Annotated in this window: 12 protein-coding genes; 4 read left to right on the forward strand and 8 right to left on the reverse strand. The window is 57.9% G+C overall.

Annotation, left to right across the window (positions count from 1 at the left end):
- The 3 genes from VK725_RS18115 to VK725_RS18125 all read left to right on the forward strand — a co-directional run.
- A partial coding sequence (locus VK725_RS18115; RefSeq protein WP_325319461.1) for a LysR substrate-binding domain-containing protein occupies positions 1 to 250 on the forward strand: 250 nt, incomplete at its 5' end.
- A 172-nt stretch (positions 251 to 422) separates the two neighbouring features.
- Complete coding sequence (locus VK725_RS18120; protein ID WP_325319462.1) at positions 423 to 1,412, forward strand: aldo/keto reductase; 990 nt, start codon at positions 423 to 425, stop codon at positions 1,410 to 1,412.
- A 17-nt stretch (positions 1,413 to 1,429) separates the two neighbouring features.
- The gene (locus VK725_RS18125) at positions 1,430 to 1,756 is read left to right on the forward strand and encodes a carboxymuconolactone decarboxylase family protein (RefSeq protein WP_325319463.1); all 327 of its coding nucleotides are present in this window, start codon (positions 1,430 to 1,432) and stop codon (positions 1,754 to 1,756) included.
- A 136-nt stretch (positions 1,757 to 1,892) separates the two neighbouring features.
- Here the strand turns inward: VK725_RS18125 and VK725_RS18130 are convergent, their stop codons facing one another.
- Positions 1,893 to 3,908, reverse strand: coding sequence for an SPFH domain-containing protein (locus tag VK725_RS18130; RefSeq protein ID WP_325319464.1), 2,016 nt, complete (start codon positions 3,906 to 3,908; stop codon positions 1,893 to 1,895).
- Positions 3,909 to 4,542: 634 nt separating this feature from the next.
- Between VK725_RS18130 and VK725_RS18135 the strand changes: the two genes are divergently transcribed.
- Positions 4,543 to 5,922 (forward strand): M28 family metallopeptidase, encoded by a 1,380-nt coding sequence (locus tag VK725_RS18135; protein ID WP_325319465.1) that lies wholly within the window; start codon positions 4,543 to 4,545, stop codon positions 5,920 to 5,922.
- 13 nt (positions 5,923 to 5,935) lie between these two features.
- Here the strand turns inward: VK725_RS18135 and VK725_RS18140 are convergent, their stop codons facing one another.
- The 7 genes from VK725_RS18140 to VK725_RS18170 form a co-directional block, all read right to left on the reverse strand.
- Complete coding sequence (locus VK725_RS18140) at positions 5,936 to 7,105, reverse strand: AAA family ATPase (protein ID WP_325319466.1); 1,170 nt, start codon at positions 7,103 to 7,105, stop codon at positions 5,936 to 5,938.
- A gap of 94 nt (positions 7,106 to 7,199) precedes the next feature.
- On the reverse strand, positions 7,200 to 8,501 hold the full coding sequence (locus VK725_RS18145) for an MFS transporter (protein WP_325319467.1): 1,302 nt from the start codon (positions 8,499 to 8,501) through the stop codon (positions 7,200 to 7,202).
- Positions 8,502 to 8,578: 77 nt separating this feature from the next.
- On the reverse strand, positions 8,579 to 8,815 hold the full coding sequence (locus VK725_RS18150; protein WP_325319468.1) for a 4-oxalocrotonate tautomerase family protein: 237 nt from the start codon (positions 8,813 to 8,815) through the stop codon (positions 8,579 to 8,581).
- Positions 8,816 to 8,845: 30 nt separating this feature from the next.
- The gene (locus VK725_RS18155) at positions 8,846 to 9,556 is read right to left on the reverse strand and encodes an SDR family NAD(P)-dependent oxidoreductase (protein WP_325319469.1); all 711 of its coding nucleotides are present in this window, start codon (positions 9,554 to 9,556) and stop codon (positions 8,846 to 8,848) included.
- 154 nt (positions 9,557 to 9,710) lie between these two features.
- Positions 9,711 to 10,634: a LysR family transcriptional regulator gene (locus tag VK725_RS18160; RefSeq protein WP_325319470.1), complete on the reverse strand. Its 924-nt coding sequence runs from the start codon at positions 10,632 to 10,634 to the stop codon at positions 9,711 to 9,713.
- Between the two features lie 142 nt (positions 10,635 to 10,776).
- Complete coding sequence (locus VK725_RS18165) at positions 10,777 to 11,853, reverse strand: nitronate monooxygenase (protein WP_325319471.1); 1,077 nt, start codon at positions 11,851 to 11,853, stop codon at positions 10,777 to 10,779.
- A 141-nt stretch (positions 11,854 to 11,994) separates the two neighbouring features.
- A complete protein-coding gene (locus VK725_RS18170) occupies positions 11,995 to 13,260 on the reverse strand; it encodes a hypothetical protein (RefSeq protein ID WP_325319472.1) in 1,266 nt (421 codons plus the stop codon).
- Between the last annotated feature and the right edge of the window lie 10 nt (positions 13,261 to 13,270).

A 13,270-nucleotide genomic window follows, 5' to 3' on the forward strand; every position in this document is an offset into this window, starting at 1 on the left:
GAAAGTGCGTGTCGATGGACAACTGGTCTTGGGTAACAATTCGCAAATCGAAAAGGCTGTGTTGGCCGGCATGGGGCTGGCATGGATACCGGAAGATGTTGTGCAAACGCATGTCGCAAAAGGGCGTCTCAAGAGAGTGCTCGAGGCGTGGTGCCCTCCCTTCCCCGGCTACCATCTCTACTATCCGAATCGTCGACAGCATTCGCCTGCTCTGAATGTACTGGTCGAAGCGCTGAAATATCGCGGTTGAAGGTTTTGTCGCCGCCCACCCATCTCTCGCATTCATGAATACTATTCATAGGTTCATGCGCTTTACCCTACTTAATTCAATGCTCCCATAGCGCTAAGGTGTGTACTCCCCCTGGCGCCTCGCGCAAGCGACACGCCATGTCCTTGTTCCAATCATTTTGAAGGCGAACGTCATGAAGAAGCGCACCCTTGGAAAGAGCGGTCTGGAAGTATCGGCCATGGGTTTGGGTTGCATGGGCTTGAGCTATGCATACGGTCCGGCCACGGAGAAGCAGGAAGCGATCTCGCTTCTGCACGCGGCGGTAGATCGCGGCGTCACGTTCTTCGACACCGCCGAGGTCTACGGCCCCTATACGAATGAAGATCTCGTTGGCGAAGCGCTCGCACCGTTCCGCAAAAACCTGGTGATCGCAACGAAGTTCGGCTTCAAACTCGATTCCGAAGGAAAGCAGGTGGGTCTGGATAGCAGCCCGGCGCATATTCGTGAGGTAACGGAAGCCGCGCTGAAACGTCTGAGGACAGACCACATCGATCTGCTGTATCAACACCGCGTCGATCCGAACGTTCCGATCGAAGACGTGGCCGGTGCGGTGAAGGATCTGATCAAGGAAGGCAAGGTCAAACACTTCGGCTTGTCCGAGGCCGGCGTGCGAACTATTCGGCGCGCGCACGCGGTCCAACCGGTGACGGCACTGCAGAGCGAATATTCGCTGTGGTGGCGTGAGCCTGAAGAGGAAATACTGCCGGTGCTCGAAGAACTTGGCATTGGCTTCGTTCCTTTCAGCCCGCTCGGCCGCGGGTTCCTGACCGGCGCTATCAACGCGGACACGAAGTTCGGCGCCAACGACTTCCGCCACAACGCCCCACGTTTCGCCCCGGACGCTCTGAAGGCCAATCAATCGCTGGTTGATGTGATCGGGCGTATCGCGGAGCAGAAGCATGTGACACGTGCGCAGATTGCCCTGGCTTGGCTGCTTGCACAAAAGCCATGGATCGTGCCGATTCCGGGAACCACAAAGTTGTCTCGTCTTGAAGAAAATCTTGGCGCAGCGAACGTCGAGCTGACGACAAGCGATCTTCACGATATCGACGGTGCGCTGTCTGCTGTGACGGTGCAAGGCGAGCGTTATACGGAACGCATGCAGCAGTTGGTCGATCGCTGAGCCGTGGAGACGATGTAATGGCTGACACACCTTCGACGGCGCACAAGGCGTTTGGCGATATTGCACCTGCTCTGGCCGACATCACCGACAATGTTCTGTTCGGTGATGTGTGGCAACGTCCGGGGTTATCGCCACGCGACCGCAGTTTGATTACCGTTTCAAGCCTTATCTCGCTCTATCGCGTCAACGAACTTCCTTTCCATCTGAAGAAGGCGCTCGAGAACGGCGTTACCCGCGATGAATTGATCGAGGTCATTACGCATCTCGCCTTTTATTCGGGATGGCCGACCGCCAGCACGGCGCTTTCCATTGCACGTCGTGTTTTTGAGGAAGCGGCCGTTTGAAAGTCGTATGGCGGTGGCGTCGGAATCCGGATGCCGCCGTCGCAATGACGCGGAGATAAAAAAACCGCGCCCTTTTGGAGCGCGGTGCCACTTCCTTGTGATTCACTCCCTGTGAGTACGGCTTCCTTGTTCGTTGCTAGAGGCGATCCGCATTACCCGCCGTGCTTGTAGGAGCAGTAAGAGCCGTCGCACCCGACTCAAGTTTCTCGGCCATAAAAGCGTTGGCCAGTTGCGCAAGCGTCGAAAGCGCATTGCCACCCTCCGCACCCAGCGCAATCTTCGGAACGATGGCGATCTGGCCTTCACGCAACGCATCGGCAAACTGCTTGCCAAGATCGTTGATGATCTGCATGCGGGCACCCTCGCCCGTCAGTGCCTCAGCTTTTGCCCGAATGGCATTGGCTTCGGCCTTACCCACGGACTCGGTTGCCGCCGCCTTACCTTCGCCTACTGCGATCTGGCGCTTGCGTTCGGCTTCGGCGTTGATGTTGATCACCTGGGCATCTTTGGACGCCACAGCGATGGCTGCATCGCCTTCGTTCGTCTTGATCTTCACGTTGATTTCGGACTTAGTGAGTTCCGTCTGGATTTGCGTCGTTGCTTGCGCCTCGCGCAAGGTCCGTTCCTTCACGGCTGCCTGTTGCTGTTGGTCATAGGTTTCCATTTGTTCTTTGGCGACCTGGCGATCGCGCAGCTGGTTGAGGATCGTGTCGATGCGCTGACCCGATGCGTCACCCGTATTGCCATGCGGCGTACCAATCAGCACCTCCTGAAGCTCAAGGTTGTAAGCGGCAAAGCGTCCCTGCATATCCACGCTCGCCTTTTCCTGAATCGTCGAACGTTCTTGCAGAAGCTCGATCAATGTCTTGGTCTGTCCCGTGTTCTTGAAGTACGCAGAGACCATCGGGTCGAGCGTCTGATCGACCAGGCGCTTGATATCGCCGAAACGTTGCACGACCAGGGGCGCCTTGCGGTAATCGATGTGTACGACCACCGACAACGGCATCAGCGGTTCGAATGCATCCTTGGTGATCAGCGCGACTTCGGAAAGGTTCTCGTCATATTTGTGCGAATTGGTGACCTCCTTCGACCATTTCAAAATGAAGTTGGTGGTCGGTACCAACATGATCTTGCCGGCGTAGGTATTGAAGGCGTACTTGCCCGGCAGCAATGGTTCTTTCCACACACCGCGGCAACCGTTGTCGACGAGTTCGCCGTGCGAGTAACCATCGCCTGAGCGGTCGGCACCCGCCTTGCCAAAATACGAAACTACGACGCCGACACTGCCCACCGGAACGACTGTCTTGCGAATGAACTCCACCGTGGCGAACAAGCGGTTGATGTAGTACGTACCTTCCACCAACACCTGATGCTGACGGCCACGACGGCCTCCGGCACGCAGGAATGCGTTGATGTTTTGGAAGTTGTTGTGGAACGTGGCCCTGTCATTGGCATCGTCACCGACGCGCGGTGCGACGATTTCATCCGGCGCGAGTACCGGGCCGTCGTGAATCGTCACAACGCCGAGAACGTCGCTCGCGTTGTCGTCCACTTGATCGGACTTCTCGGCCTGAACGACGCGCGACGCAACGCCGCCGATCACCACAGGCGTGAAGCCATTCCGGTCGCGCAACACCTGACCCATATGATCGATCGTGTTTTTCTCCTCATCTGACAACAACAAGCCATGCACGCGCGAAGCGGTGATGATGACGAACTGCGCAACGTTGATCGCATGCGTACCTTCGCGGACGATCGCGCGTTGCGGACCTTTCTGACCACCGGCCTTGAGGAACGCCGAAACGTCTTCGATGCCCGCATCGACCAACACGCCGAGCGCCTGGCCATCCGTCAGTTCACGGCCGTCACGCGCAAAGATGTAACCGATCTCTCCTTGCGGAATCGTCACGAGATCGACCTTGTGCACGCGATACTGGAATGGAAAGAAGTAATGAATGCCACCGCGAACGACCTGCGGCTGGAAACCTACTTCGCCATTCAATGCAATCAGGCCATGGGTCAACGACGAGGCACCCCACAACCTTTCCACAATACCGACGCGATCGTTGGGGATGTAAACGATGGCGTTGGACATGTAGGTCAGTAACAACAGCACGACGATGCTTACGGCTACTGCAATAAGAATGATCATTTCTTTCTGTCCCTGATGGAAAAAGTGCCTGACCGAAAGTCAGGGCCGAGATAAAAGTCGATTGGAGTTAGGTCATAAAGACGACTCTTGCGAGTTCCCCCGTTGTTTTTGGACGCAGTTCGCCTTCGACCGGCGATCGACGGCCGATACGTAGTCGGTTCGTTCTGACTGTGTGCGGCGTTAGCTGTCTGGCGCGCTGCTATCCAGACGCGCGCGGAACCCTGGCGACCGCGCTTCGCCGCTTAGTACGAAAAACGCATGATTGAAGGTGCGCATGGCAATGACCCCGAGCGCGTACGCTCGCGAAGTCCTCATGGACTCAGACGTGGGAAGGATGTCGGGAATTTGTCCCTGCTAGAGGGGGCGCGTGTTCGTGGCTGTCTTTCGCGGCACGTCGTAACGAGCAGGACACTGAAAGATGCGAATCATGTTGGCGGGTCGGTTGACCTTGGGTGCGTGTATTTTACTCCCGCTTTTTGGGAGTGTGGGTGACGTTATAACAATCGCTGTAACGGACACTTCGCATAAGCTTGCGATGGCGAGGCGTTATGCAATTCATTCCTGTTTGCATTGTTGTACCGCGCTTCTAAGTCACTGTATAAGCTTGCGGTTGACCCTTCAGGTGAGATGACCCATGCGCCGCACCCTGCTATCGCTGTTGGCACTCGTGAGTTTTACCTGCGGCATTCATGCCGATGAAACAATCGTGGCGCCGCACGAACAACCAGCATTGCTTGAATTGGCCTCGGCACCCGATCAAGCCCAGTTGCGCGCGACCATCACGAAACTCGTCGGTTTTGGTACGCGGCACACCCTGTCCGACACGACCTCCGACACACGCGGCATCGGTGCCGCGCGTCGCTGGGTGAAATCGCGTTTTGATGCCATCTCGCACGATTGCAATGGCTGTCTTGATGTAGAAACGCCAACGCAAATGGTGACGGGCGAGCGCATCAAGACACCCGTCGAAATTATGGATGTGTTTGCGATCAAACGCGGCGATACCGATCCGGATCGCGTCATCGTCATCAGTGGTCATCTTGATTCGCGTGTAACCGATGTAATGAACAGTCACAGCGATGCGCCGGGCGCCGACGACGATGGCTCTGGCGTTGCGGCGGTCATCGAGGCAGCAAGACTGCTCTCGAAACAGGGCAATCACGCCACATTGGTGTTTGCCGTGCTTTCCGGCGAAGAACAGGGACTTTATGGCGGCAAATTGCTTGCCGATTACGCCGTGGCGCATAACTGGCAGGTCGAAGCGCAGCTCAATAACGACATTATCGGAAACAGCCGCGGCATGAACGGCGTGACCGACAGCACAACCGTGCGTGTCTTTTCCGAAGGAACACGCAGCACCGAAACGGCTGCGCAGGCGAAACTGCGCAGCTATCACGGCGGTGAAGTCGATTCGCCCTCGCGAAATCTCGCGCGTACGATGGCTACCATCGCCGACACGTACCTGCCCGACTTCCACGTTCGCATGGTCTACCGCACCGACCGCTTCGGCCGCGGTGGCGATCAGGTCCCCATGCTGGAAGCAGGCTTTCCCGCCGTACGCCTTACGGAAGGTCACGAGGACTACACCCATCAACATCAGGACGTGCGCGTTGAAAACGGCGTGCACTACGGCGACACGCTGGACAATATCGACTTCCGTTATCTCGCCCGTGTAACAGCACTCAATACGCTGACGATGGCGCAATTGAGCCGTGCGCCCGCCCCGCCCACGGATGTGTCCATCGAAGGCGCTGTCGCCACCGACACCACGGTTCACTGGAAAAAGATTCCGGGCGCCGCGGGCTATCGTGTCTATTGGCGCGACACCACCGCACCGCAATGGCAATACAACCGCGATGCAGGCGATGCGACGCAGGCCGTCATCAAGGACGTCGTCATCGACGACTGGTTCTTCGGCGTGTCATCCATCTCCAGCGATGGATATGAAAGTCCGGTGGTATTTCCGGGCGTCACCGGCAGCTTTACCCGTTTGCCTCCGGCGGCGGGTCACTGACGCGGATGAGCCGTCACCTTTCCGGCCAATGCCACGCCGGTTCGTCCAACATACCTAAACCAGCCACTTCTGTTTGACTCAAGTTTTTTTCCAACTGGATGGTGTTGCAGTCCGGAGAACTTTCCAGATCGGCGATCAATCGCGGCGCATGGGATATCACCCAGATCTGACTGCGCTTTGAGGCGTGCACGATCAATCGCGCCAGCGCGGGCAAGAGATCCGGATGCAGACTTGTTTCAGGCTCATTCAAGACCATCAGCGGCGGTGGCCGTGGCGTGTGGAGTGCGGCGATCCACAAGAGATAGCGCAACGTACCGTCGGATAGCTCGGCCGTGGACAGCGGTCTCAACAGTCCATGTTGACTGAAGTAAAGACTGAAGCGACCGCCATCGGCGATCACTTCGACTTTTGCGCCGGGGAAAGCATCTTGCACCGACGCGTTAAGCGACTGATCGTCGCCAATCTCACGGATGGTTTGCCATGCAGCGGCGAAATCGCGCCCATCGTGACTCAGTACGGGCGTGCGCGTGCCTAGTTGCGACAAACGCGCCGGCGCATCCGCATCCGAACGAAAGTGATCGTAGAAGCGCCAGCCCCGTATGGACTCGCGCAACGCCATGACTTCCGGAGCGCGCTCCGGATCGGCCATTTGCGAGAAGATGCTTTCGAAAACGCTGAGATGTTCGGCGATAACTCGCCAGCTGCGTCCATCCCGAACGCGCGCCATAGCTCCACGCCGCTCCACCAGCGTGTTTTGCAGCCGCAGAAACGGGCCTGCCCAGATCGACTCGCATTTGATTTCCGGATCAAACCGGAAGGCCGTCGGAAAGTCTTTGGGTGGTGGCGGAAATCCGAAATCGATCGCGTAACCGAAATCCTCGCCAGCGAATCCGAGCTTGAGTGCGGCGGGTTCTTGCCGAGCGGTACCCTGTATGGGCACCTCCCCGCGTTGCGTGCGCTGCGTTATGTGTTCTGGACCGGCCCACAGCGTCGAGAGCAGGCCGCCCTCGCGAGCCAACGCGCCGACGACATTGCCCTGCGCCGTCTCCGCCAGCAACCGCAATGCGCGATACAGGTTCGACTTTCCGCTGCCGTTGGCGCCTGTGATGACATTCAAACGTCCGAGCGGCAACGTTATCGAGCGCAACGAACGATAGTTGGCAATCGCGAGTGTGCTGAGCATGTGCAGAAACCTCCCTTTTTTCGTTACATGCTTCCGATAGTCGCCAGCGATGCTCTCACGGCTTGAGATTAACTATAGCGCTTCGGTAGAACGCTTACGCGAGCTGTCCGACATCGCGTAACTGCTGCGCTTTGGTTTGACGGGACTTTGCCCACTGATTCACGACAGCACACAGGATCAGTAGCGATCCTGTAACAAAGAAGACCTCGTGCAAACCCACGCGCGCGCCGATCTGGCCGCCGATCAGTGGCCCGATGACTTGTCCGCTGAATTGCGCTGACTGCAAATAGCCCAGTGTTTTACCCGTCTTATTTTCGCTGACGGAGTGGCGCACGAGCTTGGCGATGGCGGGAAGCAAACCAGCAATCGTCATCCCCATCAACACGCGCAAGATGGCCAATTGCCACCATTGCGTCACGAATGCCTGCGGCACCATGGCCAGGCCCGTCGCAATAAGACAGCCGATAATAACGTTCCAGCTGCCGATACGGTCCGCAAGTGCGCCGAGCTTCGCAGCGGTCAGCATGCTGCCTAATGCGGAAGCCGCCATGACGATGCCTGCGATGCGCGCGAGGTGATTCGTGGGCACATCCAATTGACCGATATAGACCGTGATGATGGGCTCGATGGACATGTTGGCCAGAAGCACCATCATCGCGGTGACAAGCAGCGCAAATAGAATCGACCCGTTCGACGTCGACTGCTTTTCTGCATTCAACGTAACGTGACGTTTCGCATCCGACTGGCGATCGAAGTCTTCCCGAATCAGAAAGATGGTGGCTGCGGCGGCGGCGACTGCAATCATCGCGCCACCGACAAAGAACGTACCGCGAATGCCCACCCATGCCGGCAGAAATCCGCCAACCAACGGGCCAACTAGGTTACCTGTCAGTGCGCCCGTAGATAAAACGCCCAACGCCCAACCCGCGCGATCCCGCGGTGCCTGTGTGCCGATCATCACGATGGATGCCGATGCGTAGCCACCCACGAGTCCGGCAATGAATCGCAGGACAACAAGTTCGACCACGCTGTGCGCCACGCCGATCAGTGACATCACGATCGCCATCCCAATTGCCGCGCGCACCAGCATGGGTTTGCGGCCATAACGATCTGCCAGATGTCCCCACATGGGTGCGGTAATGGCCGTACCAAAAAATGTCGCCCCGAACGCCACGCCGGACCATTGGATAACCGACGACGACGACGTCACGCCAAGCTGCTGTACGTATAGGGGCAGAAATGGCAACAGCATGCTCAGGCTCACCAGTGTGGTGAATGAGCCGAATACGCACACGATCAGGTTGCGCCGCCAGTGAGCCGTGTTGCGCTCGGCATAACTGGCACGAGCCGGTTTATTGTCCACCTTGTACACACCTGCATTGGCTTGCACCGACATACATCTACCTTCTCGATGCTGTGTTCGCGAACGTGGGCTGCGCGGATTACCGCGCAGCCCATATGCTTACTTCTTTCTTACTTCTTTCCAGCGCGTTGTAGCTTTCGATACTCGGTAATGCTCATGCCCTCCCATCCCCAGTTGTCGGTGTCGACTTCCTCGATCACGACAAAGGTGGAATTGAGCGGTTTGTTGAGCACGTCCAACATCAGTTGGCTGGCACCTTTGATAAGTGCGGCCTTTTCTTCCTTGGTCGTTGCATCGCGACCTGGACCCGAACCTTCGCGCGTAATCTGGATGGTGACGACAGGCATGATCGATCTCCTTACTACACAGTGACGTTATTAGTGACCCGCACTCTGACCGCCATCGACATGCAGGATTTCACCCGTCACGAAGCCGGCAGATTCGAGATAGAGAATGGCTTGCACGATGTCGCTGATCTCACCCATGCGATTGACCGGATGCAAGCCGGCCAGCGCGGCGTGTGTTTCCGCGCCATGCATCGGCGTCTTGATGATGCCGGGCGACACCGCGTTGACGCGAATGCCTCGCTTGGCATATTCGATGGCCAGCGATTTGGTCGCAGCATTGAGGCCGCCCTTGGTGAGAGAAGCGAGCACTGACGGCACACCATCCACCGCGTGTTCGGCGAGCGTCGTGGTGATGTTCACGACGTGGCCACTGCCCTGCTTTTCCATCTCGGCGATTGCGGCTTGCGTGATGTGGAAGAAGCCATCGAGATTGGTGGCCAGTGTCTTGACGTAGTCGTCCACCGTGAAGGCGGTAAACGGCTTGGCGATAAAGTTGCCTGCATTGTTGACCAACGTGTCGACGCGGCCGAAACGCTGCATCGCTTCCTTCACGATGCGCTCGGCAACGGCGCGGTCTCCGATATCGCCAGGCACCGTCACCACATCGGGATCGCTCGAGGGCTTGATGGAACGGGAGTTGGCGATGACGCGGTAATCGCGATCGCGGAAAGCCTTGACGAGACCTGCGCCGATACCTTGCGAAGCACCCGTAATAATGGCAACTTTTCGTGGACTGTTCATGATGTTTATCTCTCGAAGGGAAAGGGGATTGTCGTTGTGATGCCGAACACGTTGGCGGCACCGACAGCGCGTAATCTAGGCCTCTAGAGCACCGAAGCGAATCCCTGCTGTTCGGTAGACATTCTTCCGCGTAGCGGCAGAATCCCCTGAGAAATTATTTCGATGCGTCCTTTGCGAAGCACGCAAATTGCGCGCGCAGACGTGGGAGGGCGAAATCCACAAAAGCGCGTACTTTGGGCACCGATAGGCGACCGTACGGTGAGACAAGATGCACAGGGATAGGACCTTGCTCCGCATCCGCAAGGATCACGCGCAGCAAACCCTCCTTGATTTCCGTCGCGATGTGATACGAAAACAGGCGTGTTACACCATGAGCATCGACTGCCGACGATGCGGCGGCACGAACGCTATTGACGACGAATCGGGGCGTAAACGATACGGCGCGCGGAATGGATGAACCCGCCACGGGAGGAAAACTCCACGATTCCAAGCCAAAGTGTGTCATGGCAATGATCTGGTGCTTGCCCAGATCCGCGGGTTCCACGATACGCGGATGCTTCGATAGATAGCGTGGCGATGCTGCCACGACGCGTCGAACGTCACCGACATGATGTGCGACGAGCGTCGAATCGGCGAGGTGCGAAATGCGCAGTGCGATATCGATACCTTCGTCGATCAGGTTGACGGGCCGGTCGAGCAGATACAGACGTATAGTGACCGTCGGATACTCTTCCATGAAGTCGTCGACAATGGCCCGCAAGAATTCAACGCCGGCGACGACGGGCGCAGTGATGGTCAAGGTGCCGCGCGGTACGGATCGTTCGCCTGCCGCCTGTCTGTCGGCTTCTTCCAGGTCCTGCAGTACTTTTCGGCATGCCAGCGCATAGCGCTCGCCCGCTTCGCTCAGCTTGATGGATCGTGTGGTTCGGTGAAGCAGCGGCACGCCCACATGTGCTTCGAGAAATGCGATGGCTCGGCTCACTGCTGCCGCGGAGCGGCCTGTTTTGCGGCTGGCACCGGCAAGGCTGCCTTCGTCGAGTGCCGCGACGAAGACTTTCATGGCGTCAATGCGATCCATAAAGCATGCTCCGTTCGCTGCCGTCCGGCGTCAATGCGGATCGCCTTATTCTGGACCTTCGATTTGCCAATGCAAAATGAGAGCTGGGATCTTTATGTCCCAACCCTCCCCGTCTTCGGCACTGCCTTACATTGCCGGCGATTTATGACAGCGCCTGATCCAGCTCGTTTTTCAAGGCTTGCATCAATGCGTGCGCGGATAGCGCACGTGCGAGCGGTGCGCCCTGACCCGCCCATTGCGCGCCGTAGCCGGTCTGCCCGGCTGCCTTGCCTGCGGCATTCAACGATTTGCCCGCGTCATAGGCAATGGGGTAGTCGGGAATGCTGTCGTCTGACACGCTGCTGCCCAGTCGCGTAAAGTCGTTGGCGAGACTGCGCGCGGGACGTCCGGAAATGGCGCGCGTCATGATCGTGTGGCGTGCCGCATCGCTGAAAAGCAGCTTGCGGTAGCCCGCGTCCGCCAACGATTCATCGGTCGCGACGAACGCCGTTCCCATTTGTGCAGCACTTGCGCCTAGCGACAACACTGCCGCAATACCTGCGCCATCCATGATGCCGCCGGCGGCAATCACCGGAAGATCGACTTCCTGCACCAGCACCCGCGTCAGCGCGAGCGTTCCGAGCCGACTGTCTTCCACATCCGGATCGAACATGCCGCGATGACCACCTGCTTCATAACCTTGCGCGACGATGGCATCGATACCCGCCGCCTCGATGGCCTTCGCTTCTTCAAGATTGGTCGCGGTGGCTAGCAGCACGATACCTGCATGGTGCAACGCTTCAATCTGTGGCCGCGTCGGCAGACCAAAATGAAAGCTCACTGCTTTGGGCTTTTCTTCAACGAGCATGTCGAGCATGTCGGCGTCGCTGAGGAACGACGTGTAGATCTCGTGCAAGGCATCGGGCGGTACAGCGCCCATGCGCTCGAACTGTGGACGCAGACGTTCAAGCCACGCCAATTCTTTCTGCGTGTTTGCGCGTGCAGGCCGGTGAGTAAATACGTTGATGTTGAGCGGCCCGGTGCTTTCTTTGCGAAACTGATGAATTGCTTCGCGGGCCTTGGCGGCGTTCATCGCACCGACGCCGAGCGAACCCAAGCCACCGCTTTCACTAACGGCTGCTGCCATGGCAGGCGAGGATGTGCCCGCCATCGGCGCCTGGATGATGGGCACGGTAATACCGAGCCGAGCGAGCAAACGATGGGAGTGGTTCGTCGCCATACGCTTTATCTCCTACTACTTCGTGCGAGTGGGAGTCACTTTAAGCGTGTCGCCTGCACGAGCGAAGACCTATCGTACGGGATTCAGTCTTCCGATTCGCGAAAGAATGCAGGCAGCGCGTGAACAACGCAGCATGCGCTCTTACGGGGCCTCTTTGTTATCCGCCCATGGCGCATAGATCCAGCAATTGTCGTAGAACCGCTGCAGCGATTCCTTGACGCCGGTGACTTCGTACGCAAAACCGTAGCGGAATGCACTGTTGCGATCAGCCACCCAGGCACCGAGTGCTTGCGCGCGCACGATGTTCGTGAGCTGGTTGGCCGGATACGTGCGATTGAGAACCACGGTGTCGTTATCGAGCGTCAGACTCGTCGTCTGTGCCGGCAAAAGTTCTTTCTGATTGAGCTCGAAGTAGGAACGAACGCCATGCGAAACGATCTGTCTGGCCTGAACCGCGCCCACGGTGCTGTAGGCAGCAAGTTCGATGTTGCCGCGCTTGCAAAGCATCGTGATGCGGTGCTCGCCGTTGCGGTCGGTCTGCTTGAGTTCCAGGAAAGGCGCGCCGGACTCGAGTCGATACGTTGCCCTGAGAAAAAGACGGCCGTTGTTGGCAAGTCCTGTCGCCAGCATCTGATCGGCGTTCAACCAGACTTCGCCGTTGCTTGTCGACGACGACGATTGCGCGAGCACTTTGGCGTTGATGTCCATGTCCTGCAAATAGGATGCTACCTGGTCTGGCGCCTGCGCTGTCTGATTTGCGTCGCCGGGTTTGGGATCGGCGATGTAATGCATGGGAAATCCGATGCGATCGCTGCCCGCAGGCGCCCAGCGATAAACACCGCCCAGATAGGCATATGCACATGCATCGGAGCAGACCGCGGTTTTGACGACGGACGATGCCGAGCGAAGTTTCGGCCTTGGCGTACCCAGATGCGTCACCATCGAAGTGGATCGGAACAACCTGCCGAGCGCGATGCCGGCGCTTATGTCTCCGCCTATCGAATTCAAATAGATGTCCGAACCGTTCGGAATCTTGCCCGACTTCACCAAGGCGTCGAAGCGACTTGGCGCATTCGCATCGATGGTGCCGTAGATGTAAACCTGCGGCACCTTCGTTACCTGGAGCGTCAGGCGATCATCGTTGACCTGGATGGATAGCGCACCCGAGGCCTGTCCCTGCAGCACGTTATTACTCGCACTCACGGCGTGTGCCGGACCTACACATGCCAGCAGCAGCATGGCCGCATAACCGATGGCTGAGCGCCAGCCAGTGCGCCAGCGGAAGCGTTCGTGGGTGTAACGGTGCGGCACAGCCAATCCTTCATTTAAGACTGCGAAGTTTCCCTTGCGCTGGATGTCCTGCAGGTGAATACAGCCCGAATCGGGCGGCGTAACCTTGGCGTTCAAAGACTTAGGA

This window comes from Dyella sp. (genome assembly GCF_035486915.1).
Classification (GTDB): domain Bacteria; phylum Pseudomonadota; class Gammaproteobacteria; order Xanthomonadales; family Rhodanobacteraceae; genus Dyella_B.

Coding starts and splice junctions, on each gene's coding strand:
- VK725_RS18150 (WP_325319468.1), bottom strand. CDS start 8,815: ATGCCTGTCGTCACCATCCAGATTACGCGCGAAGGTTCGGGTCCAGGT.
- VK725_RS18160 (WP_325319470.1), bottom strand. CDS start 10,634: ATGGATCGCATTGACGCCATGAAAGTCTTCGTCGCGGCACTCGACGAA.
- VK725_RS18120 (WP_325319462.1), top strand. CDS start 423: ATGAAGAAGCGCACCCTTGGAAAGAGCGGTCTGGAAGTATCGGCCATG.
- VK725_RS18130 (WP_325319464.1), bottom strand. CDS start 3,908: ATGATCATTCTTATTGCAGTAGCCGTAAGCATCGTCGTGCTGTTGTTA.
- VK725_RS18140 (WP_325319466.1), bottom strand. CDS start 7,105: ATGCTCAGCACACTCGCGATTGCCAACTATCGTTCGTTGCGCTCGATA.
- VK725_RS18165 (WP_325319471.1), bottom strand. CDS start 11,853: ATGGCGACGAACCACTCCCATCGTTTGCTCGCTCGGCTCGGTATTACC.
- VK725_RS18135 (WP_325319465.1), top strand. CDS start 4,543: ATGCGCCGCACCCTGCTATCGCTGTTGGCACTCGTGAGTTTTACCTGC.
- VK725_RS18155 (WP_325319469.1), bottom strand. CDS start 9,556: ATGAACAGTCCACGAAAAGTTGCCATTATTACGGGTGCTTCGCAAGGT.
- VK725_RS18125 (WP_325319463.1), top strand. CDS start 1,430: ATGGCTGACACACCTTCGACGGCGCACAAGGCGTTTGGCGATATTGCA.
- VK725_RS18145 (WP_325319467.1), bottom strand. CDS start 8,501: ATGTCGGTGCAAGCCAATGCAGGTGTGTACAAGGTGGACAATAAACCG.